At 73.4% G+C, this 17,042-nt stretch carries 19 protein-coding genes; 13 read left to right on the top strand and 6 right to left on the bottom strand.

Going from position 1 to position 17,042, the window contains the following annotated elements; genetic code table 11:
- Positions 1-268 precede the first annotated feature (268 nt).
- The 5 genes from CP984_RS39120 to CP984_RS39100 are packed head-to-tail and all read left to right on the top strand — an operon-like array spanning position 269 to position 4,370.
- The gene (locus tag CP984_RS39120; protein WP_003980417.1) at positions 269-1,153 is read left to right on the top strand and encodes an STAS domain-containing protein; all 885 of its coding nucleotides are present in this window, start codon (positions 269-271) and stop codon (positions 1,151-1,153) included.
- Positions 1,150-1,560, top strand: a complete 411-nt coding sequence (locus tag CP984_RS39115) for an STAS domain-containing protein (protein WP_003980416.1) — start codon at positions 1,150-1,152, stop codon at positions 1,558-1,560. The genes CP984_RS39120 and CP984_RS39115 overlap by 4 nt, the downstream gene beginning before the upstream one ends.
- Positions 1,544-2,017, top strand: coding sequence for an ATP-binding protein (locus CP984_RS39110; RefSeq protein WP_003980415.1), 474 nt, complete (start codon positions 1,544-1,546; stop codon positions 2,015-2,017). The genes CP984_RS39115 and CP984_RS39110 overlap by 17 nt, the downstream gene beginning before the upstream one ends.
- Positions 2,014-3,030 (top strand): SpoIIE family protein phosphatase, encoded by a 1,017-nt coding sequence (locus tag CP984_RS39105; protein ID WP_030178344.1) that lies wholly within the window; start codon positions 2,014-2,016, stop codon positions 3,028-3,030. Before CP984_RS39110 ends, CP984_RS39105 begins: the two co-directional genes overlap by 4 nt.
- Complete coding sequence (locus CP984_RS39100; protein WP_003983506.1) at positions 3,027-4,370, top strand: PP2C family protein-serine/threonine phosphatase; 1,344 nt, start codon at positions 3,027-3,029, stop codon at positions 4,368-4,370. Before CP984_RS39105 ends, CP984_RS39100 begins: the two co-directional genes overlap by 4 nt.
- Positions 4,371-4,397: 27 nt before the next feature.
- On the opposite strand, the gene CP984_RS39095 is transcribed toward CP984_RS39100, so the two are convergent.
- Positions 4,398-4,835, bottom strand: coding sequence for an ATP-binding protein (locus CP984_RS39095; RefSeq protein WP_003983505.1), 438 nt, complete (start codon positions 4,833-4,835; stop codon positions 4,398-4,400).
- A gap of 312 nt (positions 4,836-5,147) precedes the next feature.
- On the opposite strand from CP984_RS39095, the gene CP984_RS39090 reads away from it, so the two are divergent.
- Positions 5,148-5,573 carry an SRPBCC family protein gene (locus CP984_RS39090; RefSeq protein ID WP_003983504.1) on the top strand — a complete coding sequence of 142 codons (426 nt, stop codon included), beginning with the start codon at positions 5,148-5,150 and terminating at the stop codon, positions 5,571-5,573.
- Between the two features lie 5 nt (positions 5,574-5,578).
- On the opposite strand, the gene CP984_RS39085 is transcribed toward CP984_RS39090, so the two are convergent.
- Both CP984_RS39085 and CP984_RS39080 read right to left on the bottom strand, forming a co-directional pair.
- Positions 5,579-5,914 (bottom strand): STAS domain-containing protein, encoded by a 336-nt coding sequence (locus tag CP984_RS39085; RefSeq protein WP_003983503.1) that lies wholly within the window; start codon positions 5,912-5,914, stop codon positions 5,579-5,581.
- A gap of 262 nt (positions 5,915-6,176) precedes the next feature.
- A complete protein-coding gene (locus tag CP984_RS39080; RefSeq protein ID WP_003983502.1) occupies positions 6,177-6,698 on the bottom strand; it encodes a MarR family winged helix-turn-helix transcriptional regulator in 522 nt (173 codons plus the stop codon).
- Between the two features lie 138 nt (positions 6,699-6,836).
- Here CP984_RS39080 and CP984_RS39075 point away from each other — a divergent pair, with 138 nt between their 5' ends.
- The gene (locus CP984_RS39075; RefSeq protein ID WP_003983501.1) at positions 6,837-7,961 is read left to right on the top strand and encodes a PP2C family protein-serine/threonine phosphatase; all 1,125 of its coding nucleotides are present in this window, start codon (positions 6,837-6,839) and stop codon (positions 7,959-7,961) included.
- A gap of 45 nt (positions 7,962-8,006) precedes the next feature.
- On the opposite strand, the gene CP984_RS39070 is transcribed toward CP984_RS39075, so the two are convergent.
- A complete protein-coding gene (locus CP984_RS39070; protein WP_003983500.1) occupies positions 8,007-8,705 on the bottom strand; it encodes an FMN-dependent NADH-azoreductase in 699 nt (232 codons plus the stop codon).
- 73 nt (positions 8,706-8,778) lie between these two features.
- On the opposite strand from CP984_RS39070, the gene CP984_RS39065 reads away from it, so the two are divergent.
- Together CP984_RS39065 and CP984_RS39060 are read left to right on the top strand one after the other, a co-directional pair.
- The gene (locus CP984_RS39065) at positions 8,779-9,654 is read left to right on the top strand and encodes a sigma-70 family RNA polymerase sigma factor (RefSeq protein ID WP_003983499.1); all 876 of its coding nucleotides are present in this window, start codon (positions 8,779-8,781) and stop codon (positions 9,652-9,654) included.
- Positions 9,655-9,874: 220 nt separating this feature from the next.
- The gene (locus CP984_RS39060) at positions 9,875-10,702 is read left to right on the top strand and encodes a glutamate racemase (RefSeq protein ID WP_003983498.1); all 828 of its coding nucleotides are present in this window, start codon (positions 9,875-9,877) and stop codon (positions 10,700-10,702) included.
- Here CP984_RS39060 and CP984_RS39055 read toward each other — a convergent pair.
- Entirely contained in the window at positions 10,593-11,867 is a 1,275-nt protein-coding gene (locus CP984_RS39055; RefSeq protein WP_003983497.1) for an MFS transporter, read from the bottom strand. The two genes, CP984_RS39060 and CP984_RS39055, sit on opposite strands and share 110 nt — an antisense overlap.
- A 146-nt stretch (positions 11,868-12,013) precedes the next feature.
- Between CP984_RS39055 and CP984_RS39050 the strand changes: the two genes are divergently transcribed.
- The 4 genes from CP984_RS39050 (at position 12,014) to CP984_RS39035 (ending at position 15,591) form a co-directional block, all read left to right on the top strand.
- A complete protein-coding gene (locus CP984_RS39050) occupies positions 12,014-12,961 on the top strand; it encodes a LysR family transcriptional regulator (RefSeq protein WP_003983496.1) in 948 nt (315 codons plus the stop codon).
- A 243-nt stretch (positions 12,962-13,204) separates the two neighbouring features.
- The gene (locus CP984_RS39045; RefSeq protein WP_003983495.1) at positions 13,205-14,512 is read left to right on the top strand and encodes a phytase; all 1,308 of its coding nucleotides are present in this window, start codon (positions 13,205-13,207) and stop codon (positions 14,510-14,512) included.
- Between the two features lie 87 nt (positions 14,513-14,599).
- Positions 14,600-15,100: a hypothetical protein gene (locus CP984_RS39040; RefSeq protein WP_003983494.1), complete on the top strand. Its 501-nt coding sequence runs from the start codon at positions 14,600-14,602 to the stop codon at positions 15,098-15,100.
- Positions 15,097-15,591, top strand: coding sequence for an RDD family protein (locus CP984_RS39035; RefSeq protein WP_003983493.1), 495 nt, complete (start codon positions 15,097-15,099; stop codon positions 15,589-15,591). The genes CP984_RS39040 and CP984_RS39035 overlap by 4 nt, the downstream gene beginning before the upstream one ends.
- Here CP984_RS39035 and CP984_RS39030 read toward each other — a convergent pair.
- Positions 15,573-16,985 carry an MFS transporter gene (locus CP984_RS39030; RefSeq protein ID WP_003983492.1) on the bottom strand — a complete coding sequence of 471 codons (1,413 nt, stop codon included), beginning with the start codon at positions 16,983-16,985 and terminating at the stop codon, positions 15,573-15,575. The two genes, CP984_RS39035 and CP984_RS39030, sit on opposite strands and share 19 nt — an antisense overlap.
- Positions 16,986-17,042: the final 57 nt, after the last annotated feature.

The following is a 17,042-nucleotide window of genomic DNA, read 5'->3' as shown; positions in this document are numbered from 1 at the left end:
CTTCACGGTACGTACGGTCAGGTGCACCTGCCCGACTCTTAGGTGTTCAACCCTTGCCAGTGGGAAACAGTTGCCCATACGGCCGGAGAAAAACCGGCCGGGGCGGGGCCGGCGTGCGGCCGCGGCGATCCGGCCTTCATGCCCTTGGCCGCGCTCGGTAACATTTGCCGGACGGCAACAGAAGATCGCGTGCGGTTGAGTACGCACCGCACGAGCAGCACATCCCGCGCGCTTGTGCTCCAGCCAACCACCAAGAAAGGACCGTGGGTTGAGTTCCACCGAGGCCGCGGCACGCGAGCGTGTCATCGGCGCGCTGCGCGCACAATCCGACACCGTCTCCGACCGCTGGGTACAGCTCCAGCTCGCCCAGGAGGAGATGCGCGACATAGTCAGCGAGCGCGAACTGCGCGAAGAGGCCGACATCTTGCTCGGCGCCCTCCTACAGGGCCTGGAGAGTGACGTTCCGGCCCAGCGCCTGGTGGCCACCGACCGGTCGCTGCGCCAGGCCGTGACCGATATCTCGATGCGCCGGGCGCGGGGCGGCGCCATGCCGACCGTCACGTCGATGGCCGTCCTCTCGCTCAAGGAAGCGCTCCTGGAGGCGGTACAGCGGCAGACCCGGGACACCGACGAGCTGTTCACCACCGCCGTGCTGATCAACCGGCTGCTGGACGCGGCCGGCGCGCTCTCCTTCGAGACGTACGTGGAGGGCCGCGAGGAGATCATCCGCCGGCAGAGCCGCCAGCTCCTGGAGGTCTCCACCCCCGTCGTCCGGCTGTGGCGGCAGGTCCTGGCCGTGCCCCTGATCGGCACCCTGGACACCACCCGCACCCAGGTGGTGATGGAGAACCTGCTGGAGGCCATCCAGGAGCACGAGGCCCTGGTCGCCATCATCGACATCACGGGTGTGCCGACCGTGGACACCGCGGTCGCCCAGCACCTGATGCAGACCGTCAACGCGGTCCGGCTGATGGGCGCGGACTGTGTGATCAGCGGCATCCGGCCGTCCATCGCGCAGACCATCGCCCAGCTCGGCATCGACCTGTCCACCATCCTGACCCGCGCCACCCTCGCCGACGCGCTGGCCGCCGCCGTCAAGCTCACCGACGAGGCCGCGCACCGGCCCTCCGGCCGCGTGCGGGAGAACCCGTGAACGCCCGGCCCACCCCGGGCGTGCCCATCCTCAGGCTGGGCGACGTCCTGGTGACCGGGCTGCTCAACGAGCTGGACGACGCCACGGTGGTGGCCTTCACCGAGGAGCTGACCACCCGCATCACGGCCGACCGGGCCCGCGGTGTGCTCATCGACATCTCGCGCCTGGAGATCATCGATTCCTTCGTGGCGCGGACGCTGATGGAGCTGACCACCATGGCGCGCCTGCTGGGCGCCCGGGTGATCGTCGCGGGCATGCGGCCCCCGGTGGCCATGACCCTGGCCGAACTGGGACTGAGCCTGACCGGTGTGGAGACCGCCCTGAACGCGGAGCACGGCATGGCGGCCCTGGGCTGGCACCAGAGTCCCCGTCCCTCAGGAGAGGTACCGCATGAAGGGACCCGGTGAATACGGCGGTACCGGCCGCGCCGGTACCACGACCCTCGACGGCGGGGACCCCGAGCGGTCCGCGACGGTGCTCACCGTACGAACCGAACAGGACCTGCTCGCGATCCGGCACGCGGTGCGCGACGCCACCCTCCGGGTGGGCTTCAGCATCGTCGACCAGACCCGGGTGGTGACGGCCGCCAGCGAACTGGCCCGTAACGCCTATGTCCACGGAGGAGGCGGCACGATACGGATCGAGTACCCGACCCGGCCCGGCGCGGTGGGCCTGCGGCTGACGGTCGACGACGCCGGACCCGGCATCGCCGACATCGACGCGGCGCTCACCGACGGCTACACCACCGGCGCGGGGCTCGGGCACGGCCTGGGGGGCGCGCAGCGCCTGATGGACGAGTTCGAGATCCGTACCCGGGAGGGCGGCGGTACGACGGTGACCGCGACCCGGTGGGCCGACCGTTGACCCTGCCCCCCGCCGCGTACCCGTCGGCGTACATCCCCGTCGACCACTACAGCGCCGTGCACCTGGCCGCGCAGGCCGCGCGGTCGGTCGCGCAGCGCTGCGGGCTCCAGGGGGCGCTGCCCGACCAGGCCGCGGTGATCGCGTCCGAGCTGGGCAGCAATCTCGCCAAGCACGCGGTGGACGGGGCGCTGTACGTCCAGGAGCTGCCGCTGGGGAGAGGAGTGGAGATCATCGCCGCGGACCGCGGGCCGGGCATGCCGGAGCTGCAGCGCTGCCTGGCCGACGGGTACACGACGACCGAGACGCTCGGCGCCGGGATGGGCGGCGTGAACCGCATAGCCACCAGCTTCACCGTCCGTACCCGCGAGCCGGGCGGCACGGTCTCCTGTGCCCGGCTCACATCGCCCGAGGACGCCGGGACCGCGCGCCGGGCGGTGGGCGCGGTCTGCGTGCCCGCCGAGCGGGAGGAGGTCAGCGGTGACGCCTGCGCCGCGACCGAGACCGAGCAGGGGCTGACCGCGATCGTGGTCGACGGGCTCGGGCACGGCCCGGAGGCGTCCGAGGCGGCGCAGATCGCGCTGCGCACCTTCGCCAGGGCGTCCGACCAGCCGCTGCCCGGGCTGCTGACCACCGTCCACCGTGCGCTGCGCCGCAGCCGGGGCGCGGCCGTCGGGCTGCTGCGGCTGCACGCCGGTCGCGCCCAGTACTGCGGCATCGGCAACGTACGGTGCATGACGCTGACGCAGCGGGACATCCAGCACCGCCTGACCGGCCAGCCGGGGGTGGCGGGGCTGGAGATACCGCGGCCGCTGGTCCGCGACATCCCGTGGGAGCCGCACTTCACCGCCCTGCTGCACACCGACGGCATCGACCACCGCTGGGCCTACAGTCCGGACCCGTTCCTCGTGCGTCTGCCCGCGCCGCTGCTGGCCACGGCCCTCGTGCACGGCCACCGCCGCAGCCGGGACGACGCGACCGTCCTCGCCGCCAACCTCCACCAGAGACTTTCGTGAGACGTCACACCTTCCACGCGCTGCCGGCGCTGCGCCACGCCGTGCGCCGGCTGGGCACGGCCAACGCCCTGCCCGTCGAGACCCGGGCGCGCCTCGTGCTGTCCGTGAGCACGCTGGCCGACTCGGTGCTCCGGGCCGGCTACGGAGTCACGCTGGAGTCGGCCCGTACCCGTACGAAGGACCGTTCCTCCGCGGGCGGTTCCCTGGCCGTCACGCTGCGTACCCCGGCCCCGGTGCTCGCGCCGCCGGCCGGGGCCGAACTTCCGCTGCCCGCGCAGGTGTCGTCCGACGCGGCCACCTGGCACGTACCGCTGCCGGCCGGGACCCCGGAGATCCGGATTCCCGCGGGACGGCATTCGGACGACGCGACGACCGGCGGCAGCGGGCGGCTGCGCGGCCCCGGCGGTACGCCGGCGGGCGCGTCCGGCGGCGACGGGGACGGCGCGGTGTCGGACCCGGTGACGGAGAACCGGCTGCTGGAGGAGGAGCTGCGGGTCGCGCTGGCCCGGGTGGACTCCCTCGCCGCCGACCAGCGCCGTCTGACGCACGAGCTGGCCGAGACCAACAGCGGTGTGCTGGCGCTGTACGTACAGCTGGAGGAGCGCGACGAGCAGCTGCGTACGGCGCACGGCCACATCCTGCGCGAGCTGGAGGACGCGCTGCGCCCGCCGCCGATCGCGGTGGACGGGCTGGAACTGGCCGTGCACTACGCGCCGGCCGGCACCGACGCGCCCACCGGCGGCGACTTCTACGACTGGTTCATCCTGCCGGACGGGACGGTCCACATCACCGTCGTCGACGCGCTGGGACACGGGGTGCGCAGTACGCGCAGCGCGCTGAACGTTACGCACGCGGTCCGTACGCTCGCACTGGAGGGCCACCCGCTGAAGTCCATCGTGGCCCGCACGGACGAGATCCTTGAGCCGCTGGACCCCGAGCTGATGGCCACGGTGCTGCTGGCGCGGATCGACCCGGTCAGCGGGGATCTGCAGCTCGCCAACGGCAGCCATCCGCCGGCCCTGGCCGTGCGGGACTCGGGCGAGAAGGAGTATCTGGAGGTGCGCGGGCGCGGGGTGGGCTATCCCTTCCCCGGCAGTGAGCGGGTGCTGCACGCGAAGCTGGACGAGGGCGACCTGCTCGTGCTCTACACCGACGGGCTCACCGAGAGCCGGCGGGACCCCAGGGAGGGCGAGCAGCGCCTGGCCGAGAGCGCGCGGCGGCACCGGCACCGGCCCATCGGGGAGATCCCCGGCGCCATCGCCGAGGACATGCACACCGTCGTGCTGCACCCCGACGACACGCTGGCGCTGGCCGTCCGGCTGTCGCCGCGTCCGCGCTGAGGCGCGCCGTCGCCGCGCTCAGGGCGCTCAGGCCGTGGCCCGGCCCGTCCGGGCGACGACGGCGCTGACCGTCTTGCCCCGGGCGGTGGTCTCCACGGAGGTGGCCGCGGCGAGGCGGCGGACCATCGGCCAGCCGAAGCCGCCGCCCTCGCCGCGCACGTCCGGGTTCCGCTCGCGGGGCGGGACGGGGCTGGAATCGGCCACGCTCACCGTCACCGTGTCGGCGGCGGCCGTCAGGCTCAGGGTGCAGGTGGGGGTCCCGGTGTGCCGGACGGCGTTGGTGACGAGTTCGGAGACGATCAGGACCACCGCGTCCGAGGCGTCCCGGTCCAGCGGCGGGCCCAGCCCTTTCAGCAGGTCGCCGGCGACGTCCCGGGCGACGGCCGCCGCTTCGGGGCAGTTCTCCAGCGTCACCACCAGCGACGGCGCTGCGGAAACCCTGTCGGGTGCCGTGGCGCTGCTCATCGGGGCTCACCTCGTTTCCCGTTCGACCGTAAGGCGTACAAGTAGGCAGCTTTCCCGCCAGGCAACCGGGCAATCCCGCCGTCACATACGGAACGGCGAGTTCCCGATGGGGTGATAACCCGGCGGGCGGATTGCCGGTAACCGCTGCCGCACTCCCCGGGTACCCGCTCCGGCGCGGGGTACCAGGGCAACTCCGGACCGCTCGTGGATACGGCCGGACGGCAATCCCGGCCGCGGGTGAATACGGCCGCCGGCGGCTGTCACCGTGCGTGTCCGGGTGTATTCGCTCCCGAGATCAAGGAGGTTCACCCCATGTCGTCCTCGCTGCTGGAGAGTGTGGACATCGAGGCACCCGTCGCGGTGAGCTGGGCGCTGTGGTCGGACGTCACGCGGTGGCCGAGGTTTCTCAGCCACGTACGGCTGGTCGAGCGCCTGGACGACACGCATTTCGCCTGGCAGCTGTCGCTGCCGGGGGCGGACAAGAATTTCGTGGCGGAACTCACCGAGGTCAAACCTCTTGAGCGCATCGCCTGGAAAACGACGGAGGGTGTCCATCACGCGGGAGTCGTCACCTTCCACCGGCTCAGTGACACATCAAGCCGTGTCACGCTGCAAATAGAGTACTCACCGGAAGGTTTCGTGGAGCATCTGGGGGCCCTGACGAACCTGGACTCCACCCTCGCCAACTACGACCTCGGGGAATTTAGGAAACTCGCGGAGACGGCCGCGGCCGGCTGAGGCAGCTACTCCCCCGCCGGCTCCACGGCCGCGCCGTCGGCCGCCGCCGCTTCCGCGACCGTGCCGTACAGCGGGAGCACCCCGTCCAGGCCGGTCAGCTCGAAGAGGCGGCGCAGGCCGGGCGAGGGGGCGGCCAGGCGGAGCCGGGTGCCCAGGGCGGCGTGCTGCTGCAGGAGGATGTTGACCGTCGTGGAGTCCGCGAATTCCACCTCGGCCAGGTCGACGACCACCGGCCGCGCCGCTCCATCGCCGTCCCGGGGCCCGGCGCCCGCCTCGCACAGGGCCGCTTCCAGCGGCGCGACGGTGTCGATGTCGAGCGGTCCGGTGACGATGATCACCAAGGCGTCCCCGGCGCGCTGTCCTTCCCGTATCCGTACCTGTGTCGGCCGGTCTGAGCTGGGCTGTGGATGCACGGTGGTCCTCGGTCGGTGACGGGTCGGCGGCCCGGCCGGACTCCCGGTCCGGCCGGATGGAGTGATCAACAATAGAAGCGATTGTTGCCGTTTGACAATATTCCAGAAAGGCAACAATCTTGTCCCCGTCACTGTGCAACACGGCTCTGCCCGGAGTGACTTCGGATCGAGAAGCGGGGCCTGAATGACTTCACGCAGTGTCCGCGCTGTCCGCACCGAGCGTGCGGCCGGCGGGGACCGTACGGCTGCCCTCGGCCGCACGGTGCACGGCGGCCGCCCTGTGGAACGCCGCCAGGCCGGACGCCAGATCGGCGACCTGCGCCGGGTCCATACGCGCCACGATGGCGGCGACCTCGCTCTTGCGGGCCGCCCGGTACTCCTCCAGGAAGGCGCGCCCGCGCAGACTCAGCCGCAGCTCGACCTCGCGCCGGCTCGTCGCGCTCGGACAGCGCTCCGCCAGGCCCATGGCCTCCAGACGGTCGCACAGACGACTCACCGCGGGCGGACGCGAGCCGAGTGCGTCGGCGAGGGCCCGCAGGTTAGTACCCTCATGATCCTCGATCACCAGGAGAGCCCGCAGCTGGGACGGCGACACCTGCGCCGAGCGTGCCGTCTCCTGGCCACGACCCCACAGCACCTCCAGCAACTCGGAGGCGGCAAGGGTGGCCTCGGTCACCTGTTCGTGCTGCGACTGGCCGGGAAAACGGGACACACGACCACTCTGTCACCCTCCGGCCGCCCGCGTCAGCCCGGCCATGTCTGAATCCACCGAAATAAGAATGTTTGAGAGCCCGTGACCCTGAGCTGTGATGTGGAAAGAGCCGTTCGCGCATCGGCACCGCACGCATTGGTGGACACGCTGCGCGAAGCACTCGCCGCGGCCTACGGAGCCACATCCGTCCACCTGTTCCTCGCGGATTACGGGGGCACGGTGCTCAGGCCCTTCGCCTCGCTCGGCGAGGACCCGCCCGGCGTACTGTCCATCTCCAACAGCCCGCAGGGGCGTGCCTTCGGCAGCCAGGAGCCGCACGAGCGGCAGGTCCGGCAGGGCGACGCGGTCGATCACCACCTGCCGGTGACGGTCCGCGGCGAACGGCTCGGCATCCTGACCGTACGGCTGCCCGCCGGGCGCAACGTACCGGGCACCGCCGAGGAGCTCGCGCACGCCGCCGACCTGCTCGGCCACGAGATCCTGGTCGCCGAGCGGGACACCGACGTCTACCAGCGGGCCCGCCGCACCAACCGGCTCACCCTGGCCGCCGAGATGCAGTGGCAGCTGCTGCCCGCGCGGGCCTGCGTGGCCGAGGAGTACGCCATCGGGGCGCAGCTCGAACCGGCCTACGCGATCCACGGCGACAACTACGACTGGGCGGCGGACGCGGACGAGCTGACCCTCGCCGTCACCAACGGCATGGGCACCGGCATCGAGGCGTCCCTGCTCACCCACCTCACGGTCAACGCGCTGCGCAACGCCCGCCGCGCCGGTATCGGCATCGCCGACCAGGCGGCCCTGGCCGACCAGGCCCTCTACGGGCAGTACCGCGGCTCCGCCTACGTCTCGACGCTGCTGCTGCGCTTCCACCTCGCGACCGGCCGGGTGGAGGTCGTGGACGCGGGCTCCCCGCAGCTGTGGCGGCGCCGGGGGCGCACCATCGACCGGGTGCCGCTGGAGCCGCAGCTGCCGCTCGGCATGTTCGAGGAGACGCAGTACGTGGCGCAGGAATTCGAGGTGCTGCCCGGCGACCGGCTGCTGTTCGTCAGCGACGGCGTGTACGGGGCGGTCTCGCCACCGGGCGAGGAGTACGGCGAGCACGCCCTCGCCCGCGCGATCCACGCCACCAGCCTGCTGCCCGCGGCGAGCGTGCCCCGCGCCGTGCTGCGCGACCTCGCCGAGTACCGCGACGCGGAGTCGATGGACGACGCGCTGGTGCTGTGCCTGGACTGGTTCGGGCGGCCGGAGGACCGGGAGCGGTAGGGCGTTCGTCCGGCGGCCGGGGCGCGGGGGCGCTCGTCCGCACGGTCAGGTGACCGCCCCGCAGGCCCCGGCCAGTGCGGTCACCTCGGCCCGCGCCGCGTCGAGCGAGGCGGCCGCCGACGGCCGGAATCGGGCCAAATGCGGGACGAGATGAGCCAACGTCAGCTCGGCTCCGATGACCCGGACGGCGTCCTCCGCCACCCCGAGCCTACGGAAGTACGCCCGCAGGTACGGCGTCTGGAAGTCCCACCCCTCCCGCGGGGTTCCCGGCCCGTACGCCCCGCCCCGGGAGCTGATCACCACCACCCGCACCCCCTTCAGCCGGCTCTCCCCGGTCCCTGGATCGGTGAACGCCCCGGGGAAGGCCACCCGGTCCAGCCACGCCTTCAACGCGGCGGGCACCGAGAAGTTGTACATCGGCGCCCCGATGAGCACCGTGTCGGCCGCCAGCAGTTCGTCCACCAGCGGGCGGGTCAGCGCCCACGCCCGCCGCTCGGCCGGGCCCGCGATCAGCGCGTCCACGCCGTCCGGCGGGACGAGGCCGCGTTCTTCCACGCGCCGGCCGAGCGAGCAGTAGGCGGTGTCCAGCGGGGGTACGGGGTCGGCGGCCAGATCCCGGTGGCGGTATCCGGCCGCCGTGCCGTGCGCGGCGCGCCAGGTCTCGGCGTACAAGGCGGTCAGCTGCCTGCTGACCGACCCGCCGGAGCGGTCGGCACTGGAATCCAGGTGGAGCAAGGTCGGCATCGGTTCTCCTGTCACTTCTCGCGCGGTGCGTCCGTCCTTACCCGTGACGCAGCAGAACGAGGAAAGGTGACCGGTGAACGCGCGCGACGGGCTGGCGGAACGTTTCGAGGAACAGCGGGGCCGGCTGCGGGCCGTCGCCCACCGGATGCTCGGCTCCCCGGAGGCGGCCGACGACGCCGTACAGGAGGCGTGGCTGCGGCTGAGCCGGGTGGACGCGGACGCGGTGGACAACCTGGACGGCTGGCTGCGGACGGTGGTGACGCGCATCTGCCTCGACGTGCTGCGTACGCGCACGTCGCGGCGGGAGGACCTGGCGGAGCCACCGGCTTTCGACGAGCTCCCGGTCCGGGCGGAGGGGCCCGAGGCGGCCGCGCTGCTGACCGACTCCGTCAGCCGGGCGCTGCTGGTGGTGCTGGACCGGCTGGGCCCCGCCGAACGCGTCGCGCTCGTCCTGCACGACATGTACGCCGTGCCGTTCCACGAGATCGCCCCCCTCGTGGAGCGCACCCCGGTCGCCACGAAGAAGCTCGCCAGTCGGGCGCGCCAGAAGGTACGGGGCACGCCCGCCGTCCCGCCGGCCGACCTGGCCCGGCACCGCCGCGTCGTCACGGCGTTCCTGGCGGCCGCGCGCGCCGGTGACCTCCCGGCGGTCCTCGCCCTGCTGGCCCCCGATGTCGTACGCCGTGCCGACCCCGCCGTCCTGCCCCCGAGCGTGGCGCCCGAGCTCCGCGGCGCCCGGGCCGTGGCCGAGGGCACCCTGCTGTTCGCCCACCGCGCCCGCGAGGCCGAACCGGCCCTCGTCGACGGCGCCGTCGGCCTCCTCGTGGCGCCCCGGGGCCGCCTGCGCATCGCGCTGACCTTCACCGTCGAGGACGGCCTGATCACCGGCTACGAGGTGATCGCCGCCCCGGCGCGGCTGCGGGGACTGGCGATCGGGCTGCTCGACTGACCGCGGCGCCTCGCTCCAGACCAACCCCGCGGAATTGGCCATGTTGTCCGGGCCCGCCTCCGTACAGACTCACCACCCGTCACACCGACACCGAACGAACGCGGAGGCGACCGGTATGGAACACCAGCACGGGGGCGGCGGCGGACCACACCAGCGACGCACAAAAGGGCGCACCGCCGCTCCGCCGTCCCGCCCCGGTGACCGGCCGAAGATCGCGATCATGGATGCCGGGATCGGGCTGCTGGCGGCCGCCTCCGTCGTACGCCGGCTGCGTCCCGACGCCGACCTCGTCCTCTCCTCGGATCCTGACGGCATGCCCTGGGGGCCGCGCTCCGCGCGGGACATCACCGCCCGCGCGCTCGCCGTCGGCGAAGCCGCGGCGGCGCGGCGTCCGCACGCGCTGGTCGTCGCCTGCAACACCGCGACCGTCCACGCGCTGCCCGCCCTGCGGGCCCGCTTCGAGCCGGAACTGCCGGTCATCGGCACGGTCCCGGCGATCAAACCGGCGGCCGTGGACGGCGGCCCCCTCGCCGTCTGGGCCACGCCCGCCACCACCGGCAGCGCCTACCAGCGCTCGCTGATCCGGCGGTTCGCCGGGGGTACGGCGGTCACCGAGGTACCGTGTCCCGGGCTCTCCGACGCGGTGGAGCAGGGGGACGAGGACGCGATCGGCCGCGCGATCGCCGCCGCGCGGCGCACCCCGGCCGGGGTCAGGAGCGTCGTCCTCGGCTGTACCCACTACGAACTCGTCGCCGAGCGCATCCGCGCCGCGCTGGCACACCCCGGTCTGCCGCCCCTCGTTCTGCACGGCTCGGCCCCCGCGGTCGCCGCTCAGGCCCTCCGCCGCACCGGCCACCCGCCCGCGCCCCACTCCCCCGCCGACGGCACCCTGACCGTCCTCCTCAGCGGACGCGAGGCCGCCCTTCCGGGCCCGGCGCTCACTTATGCGGAGGGCCGGCTTCTGCTGCGGGGGCCCGGGCGGGCTCCGGTGAGGCGGAGGCCACTCCGGCCGGCCGCCGCGGCAGCAGGAACGGAGTCGTCAGGATGAGGGCGCCGGCGAGGGCCATGGCGGTACGGGGGCCGGTGAGGGCGGCCAGCAGGCCCCACAGGGCGGTCAGGGCCGCGGTGGTGAGTTTGCCGGTCGCCGACCAGGCGGAGAGCGTACGGGCGACGCGGTCCGGCGCGGTGAGGTCCAGCCGGTGGGCGGCGAGCAGCGGGTTGAAGACACCGATGCAGACGATCATCGCGAACTCGACGGCCATGACGAGCAGCAGCCCGGACACACCGGGGTGGACGAAGGCCAGGCCGATCAGCCAGCAGGCCCGCAGCGTCCCGGCCGTGCGCAGGACCCGGTGCTGTCCGAAGCGCGCGACGAGCGGACCGGCCAGGCGCGAGCCGAGCAGACCGCCGAGGCAGGGCACCGCGAAGGCGAGGGCGTACTGCCAGGGCGGGAAGCCGAGGGGGCCGAGCATGAGGACCGCGGCCAGTGGCGCTGTCGCCATGATCAGGCCGTTGACCAGGACGGAGTTGAGGAACAGCGGGCGCAGGACGGGGTGGGCGAGGATGTGCCGCCAGCCCTCCAGGAGCCCGGCGGCGCGTGCCGTCGGCGGTGCCCCGTCCCGTACCGGACGCGGTTCCCCGCCGCCGATCGCCCGGATGCCGGCGGCCGACAGCAGATAGCTGACCGCGTCGGCCAGTACGGTCGTCACCGGCCCGAACAGCCCGGCCGCGGCGCCGCCGAGCGGCAGGCCGAGCACGGTGGAGGTCCACTGCGTGGCCTCGAACCGCCCGTTCGCGACGATCAGGTCCGGCGGCCCGACGAGGGCCTTCAGGCAGGCGCCGGCGGCCGCGTTGAAGGTGATGTCGGCCGCGGCGATCACCATGGACACGACCAGCAGCTGGACGAAGCCGAGCCGCCCGAGCAGGTACGCGGCGGGGATGCTCAGCAGCAGCCCGCACCGGACCAGATCCATCGCGATCATCACCGGCCGCTTGCGCCGGAACTCCACCCACGGGCCGAGCGGCACCGCCAGCACGGCCCCCACCGCGGGCCCGACCGCGGCGAGCGCCGACACCTGGGCGGGCCCGGCGTGCAGCACCAGGACCGCGATCAGCGCGAACGCGTCGAAGGCGAGCGAGGTCCCGAACGTACTGACCGCGTACGCCGCCCACAGCCACCCGAAGGACCGCCCCAGCGACCGTTTGGCCCCCATACCCCGCCCCGCACCTTTCCTCGTGTCCACCTGCCCGACGGATCGTCGGGCGGAGACATCACAGCGGGCGGGCGGGGCGGAAGCAAACAACCGTGGGTGACCCCGGCGACAACCGGTGGTTGTGCGCGCTCCTCTAGAGTGCTCCCGTGGATCTCCATGCCGTACGCACCGTCGTCGCCGTCGCGGACTCCGGGCAGTTCCGGGAAGCCGCCGCGCTGCTGTCGATCACCCAGCAGGCCGTCTCCAAGCGCATCGCCGCGCTGGAGAAGGACCTCGGGGTACGGCTCTTCGACCGCACGGCGCGCGGGGCGCGGCTCACCATCGACGGGCAGGCGTTCCTGCCGCACGCCCGCGAGCTGCTGCGCGCCGAGGAGCGGGCGGCCGCCTCCGTACGGCCGGGGAGCCGGGCGCTGCGCGTGGACGTGATCGGGCGCCGGCTCGCACCGGCCGACCTGGTGCGCGACTTCCACCGCGCGTACCCCGACACCGCGCTCGACGTGGTGACCCTCTTCGACGCGGACGCGGCGCTCGCCGCCGTACGGTCCGGCACGATCGACGCGTCGTTCCGCGCCGTGACCGCACCCGCACGGCAGCTGCCCGACGGCATCGAGGCGGTACGGGTCCACGACGAGCCCGTGCAGCTCGTCACCGGGCCCGCCCATCCGCTGGCCGACGCGCGCGCGGTCACCCCCGGCGGGCTCGCCGGGCACCGGATCTGGATGCCGGGCATCGTCACCGGCACCGAGTGGGCGGCCTACTACGACGACCTCGCCGCCGCGTTCGGGTTCACCATCGAGGTGACTGGCCCCGACTTCGGCACCGAACCCCTCCTGGACACCATCGCCGACTCCCCGCGCATCGCGACACTCGTCGGCGCGTGGACGCGGTTCGCCTGGCCCGCCGAACACGACCTGCGACGCGTGCCCCTGCACCACCCGACACCGGTCTACCCGCACTCCCTCATCTGGCACCGCGACAACCCGCACCCCGCACTGGCCGCGCTCCGCGACCATCTGCGCGGCCGGTACACGGCGCCCGCCGCACAGCCGGGAGAGCGGGGCGACGAGGTGTGGGCACCGGAATGGGCGGAGTGACCGGGTAGGGAGTCCGGCTCGTCGGGAGCCGATCAAGAGGTCACTTCACCGGGCAGGCCAGACAACTCCCGTTGTTTCGCGCTACCTTCACCTACCGCTCGGCTCAACGGGCGTCTCAGTACGGGCCGTTCACGTTCCGTACGGGCACCGGACACGTTACCTACCGGTAAGCCGTCACACGCACCCCCCAGACTCCCCCTGCTTTCCCCTTCAACCACCCTTCCGACATGAAGGAGCCCCTTCGTGGCCACCTCCCGCAGCGTCCGGTCGGCGACGCTCGCCCTCGCCACGGCACTCGCCGCGCTCGCCGTCGCGGCCGTCCCCTTCCCGGCCGGGGCCGCCCCGTCCGCGCCGCCCGCCGTCACCCCGCGGGCCGAGACCCCGGCCCTGCACGACGACGCGGCCGGGGGCGAGGCCGACGCCGACGACCCGGCGATCTGGCGCGACGCCGCCGACCCGGGCCGCAGTCTGGTGATCGCCACCGCGAAGAAGGGCGGCCTGCGGGTCTACGACCTCGACGCCCGCGAGGTGCAGTCGCTGCCCGCGCCCGCCGCGCCCGGACCCGGGCACGCCGCCGGACGGTTCAACAACGTCGACCTGGTATCCGGGCTGCGCCTGTCGTCGGGCCGCGCCGACCTCGCGGTGGTCAGCGACCGCGGCAACGACCGGCTGCGCTTCTACCGGATCGACCGCGACCGCGCGGGCGGCCCGCTCACCGACGTGACCGACCCCGCGGCCCCGCCGGTCTTCTCCGCCTCCCAGCAGGAGATCGACGAGCAGCGCACCGCCTACGGGCTGGCCACCTGGACCGACCAGGCCACCGGCCGCTCGTACGCCCTGGTCAGCCGCCGTGAGCGGACGACCCTCGCGCTGCTGGAGCTGACGCCGGGCGCCGGCGGCACGGTCGGCTACCGCAAGGTCCGCACCCTGGACCTGCCCGCCGCCTTCCGCCTGCCCAACGGCAAGAAGTGGTCCCCCTGCGCCGAGCCCGGCGAACTCCCTCAGGTCGAGGGCATGGTGGTCGATGCCCACAACGGCACGCTGTACGCGGGGCAGGAGGACGTGGGCATCTGGCGGCTGCGTGCCGATCTGACCGGCACGCCGAAGCTGATCGACAAGGTCCGCGAGTACGGCGTACCGGCCACGTACGACGACGCGGCCGGGAAGTGTGTCGCGGGCGCCGACCCCGGCTACGGCGGCAAGCGGCTGACGGCCGACGTCGAGGGCCTGACGCTCGTCGAGGAGCCCAAGGGCGACGGCTATCTGCTGGCGTCCAGCCAGGGTGACAACACCTTCGTCGCCTACGACCGCGAGATATCCGACGACAACGAGTACGAGGGCGGCTTCCGCGTCGCCCCCGCCTCGCCGGCCCTGGACGGCTCGGAGGAGTGCGACGGTGCCGCCGCGCTGAAGGCGCCGCTGGGCGCCAAGTATCCGAACGGGCTGCTGGTCGTGCAGGACGGGCACGACGCGCCCGGGGACCCGGCGCGCCCCTCCACGAACTTCAAGTTCGTGGACCTGAGGGACGTGCTGAAGGCCGTGGACGGCTGATCCGCGGGCCGCGCGGCGCGGTTCGTACACCTGCTCTCACCCGCGGCGGATGACGCATGCCGCGCCGGGCGGCGCTGCGATGCGGCCATGGCTGGACACCGCGCCACCGAAGGCCCGCTGGGCGCCGCCCTGTTGCTCGGGCCGCGGCTGGCCCTGGGCGCCGTGGCCGCCGCGGGTACGGTGGCGGCCACGGCGGCCGTACGGGTCGCGGACGGCGTCGGCGACGCCCGGCGCGCCGTGCTGCGGCGGCTGGTCGCGGCGGTCGTCGGCCAGCTCGACCTGGAGGCCCTGGTGGCCCGGGTGGACGTGAACAAGGTGGCAGAGCGCATCGATGTCGACCGGGTCGCCGACCGCGTCGACGTGGCGCGGGTCGCGCGGCGCGTGGACGTCGACGCCGTACTGGACCGGGTCGATCTGGCCGGTTACGCGCGGCAGGTGCTCGAAGAGATCGATGTCGGCGCGATCGTCCGGGACACGGGCGGCGACCTGACCGGCGAGGCGCTGGACGCCGTACGGCTGCGCGGCGCGCGGGCGGACCGGCTGGTGGACGCCGTCACCGACCGGCTGCTGCGCCGGACTCCTTCGTGACGCGGCCCTCCCCCGCGGACGGCCCGGCCCGGTTCCAGGGCCGGGCCGCGGGGCTGGTCTCCCGTACGGTGGCGGCCGTCGCGGACATCCTCGTGGTGCTCGGCATCGCCGTACTGGCCGACCTGTTCGCCGGTGCCGTCCGCTTCCTCGTGCTCGGGCCGCCGTTCGCCCCGCCGAAGCTCTCGGACTGGCTCACCGGCGTTCTCGGCTTCGCCCTCACCGTCGGCTATCTGGCCGTGAGTTGGACGGTGACCGGCCAGACCGTGGGAGCCCGGCTGATGGGGCTGCGTGTGGTCCGCCGGCCGGGGCGGCCGCTCGGCGCCGGCCGCGCCCTGCTGCGGGCCGTGCTGTGCGTCGTCTTTCCGCTGGGGCTGTTCTGGACGCCGCTGAGCAGGCGTGACGCGTCCGTCGCCGATCTCGTCGTGCGCAGTGCGGTGGTGTACGACTGGTACGGCGGACGGGCCCGCGACGGTCAGCGGCCGCTGCCCTGACCGGCCACGGCCCGCTGCCGGGGCAGCAGCGTGGCGGCTACGAGGCCGCCGCATCCGATGACCGCCAGCACGATCAGCGCGGCGGCGTAGGAGCCGACGGCCAGGTCGGCGACGAGGATGGTGCCGGCGATCGCCGTACCGAGCGACGAGCCGAGGTTGGACACGCTGCGCGACAGGCCGGAGATCTCCCCCTGCTGCTCCTCGGGGAAGCTGGACTGCACCACGTTCACGGACGGGGTGAGCATCACACCGAGGCCCAGGCCGATCAGGAGCAGTCCGGGGGTGCTGGCCCAGGCGCTCTGCGCCCCGCCCGCCAGGGCGAGGAGCGTGACGATGCCGCCGACGGTCACGACGAAGCCGGTCGTCACCAGGGTCCGCGGGGTGCGCCGCTTCGCGAAGCGCTCGGCGGCGAGCGAGGACGCGAGGAGGCCGACGGTGGCCGCCGTGAAGATCACTCCGGTCTGGATCGCGTTGTAGCCGCGGACGACCTGGAAGTAGGCGGACACCACGAAGGAGACGCCCATCAGGACCATCCACTGGAGGCACTGCGTCACCAGGCCGAGGTTGGACGTGCGGTCGCGGAACAGGCTCATCGACAGCAGCGGTTCGGCGCCGGCCCGCTCCTTGGCCCGTATCCAGCGGAAGAACCAGGCCAGCACGGCGGCCCCGAGCACCAGCAGCCCGGCCGTCAGCCAGCCGTTGTCGTCGGCGGCGAGGATACCGGCGACGACGAGGGTCAGGCCGACGGCGGACAGGACCGCCCCGCCGGTGTCGAAGGAACGGCCGGGCTCCGGGGGCAGCGGATCGGAAATCCGGCGGCTCAGGACGACGATCACCACGATGACCAGCGCCTGGAAGACGAAGGCGGCCCGCCAGCTCAGCCCCGAGGTGATCAGCCCGCCGATCAGCGGCCCGGCGGCCGCGCCGATGCCGCCCATCGCCATGATCGCGCCGAACGCGCGGGCGCGGGCGGCGGTGTCCGTGAAGTACAGCGTGGTGAGGATGTAGACCGGCGGGATGAGCAGGGCCGTGCCGATGCCTTCCAGGAGGGAGTTGCCGAGGATCAGGACGCCGAGGCCGGGCGCCGCCGCGCTGAGCAGGGCGCCGACGCCGTAGACGGCCAGGCCCGCCACCAGGCACCGCTTGCGGCCGAAGCGGTCGGTCAGCTTGCCGCCGGGGATCATCAGCGCGGCCATGACCAGCAGGAAGATGGTGATCGCGAGCTGCACCCCCTGCACGGTGGTGTCGAGGTCCTCGCTGATGTCGTTGATCATCACGTTCATGTTGGAGCCGGCGAAGCTGCAGATGAACTGGGCGAGCGCCAGCGGCACCAGCACATGCCGCGGTGGTTCCTGCGCGCTGCCGCTGGTCCCCGGTCCGGGCGGTACGGCCATCGTCTCGCCTCCGATCGCTGGGCGCCCGGCGTACGGTGCGCGCCGTACGCCGGGCGC

Origin of the sequence: Streptomyces rimosus (assembly GCF_008704655.1) — a bacterium.
Classification (GTDB): Bacteria; Actinomycetota; Actinomycetes; order Streptomycetales; family Streptomycetaceae; genus Streptomyces; species Streptomyces rimosus.
This window is presented reverse-complemented; position numbering and strand designations above follow the sequence as displayed.